The 509-nt window shown below is 40.7% G+C and carries 1 pseudogene; it reads right to left on the bottom strand.

The window, feature by feature from the left end:
• Nucleotides 1–509 (bottom strand): annotated as a pseudogene (locus tag HT697_RS05065) (FIVAR domain-containing protein); the annotation flags it as partial.

The following is a 509-nucleotide window of genomic DNA, read 5'->3' as shown; positions in this document are numbered from 1 at the left end:
TCCTTCTTTTGCAGTTGTTAACTCTTGTTTTGCTTGCGCTGTTGCTGCTGTTGTTAATCCTGCTTCTGCTTCTGCTAACTTCTCTTTCGCTTTATTTACTTTCGTAATTTCTGCTTGGATGTCTTGTGCTGTTGCATTTTGATTGTCTAACACTGTTTGCGCTGCTTCTGATGCTTCTTTTGCTTTTTGTTTTGCATCATTGTACGCTGATACTGACTCTGGTGTCTTACCTGTTGTATCTACAGCCTTATTACGCTCTGTATCTAATCCATTCTTAGCTTCTCTTAATCCTGAATTATCTGACTTCGCTTCTAACAGATTCTTAGCTGCTTCTAATTTCGCTTGTGCTGCTTCTAATTTCGCTTTCGCATCTGCTACTTCTGCTTCTGTCGCGTTCTCACCTTTGTTTAATGCATTTTGCGCTGCTTCCTTAGCTTCAGTTACTGCTTGTTGAGCTTCTGCTTTTGCTGCATTGTATTTTTCTACACTTGCTGGTGTCATTCCGTCTG

The sequence above is a fragment of the Streptococcus sp. 1621 genome, assembly GCF_013276615.1.
In the GTDB taxonomy this organism is placed as follows: domain Bacteria; phylum Bacillota; class Bacilli; order Lactobacillales; family Streptococcaceae; genus Streptococcus.
The sequence above is the reverse complement of the archived record's forward strand: the minus strand, read 5'-3'. Positions and strand labels throughout refer to the sequence as shown.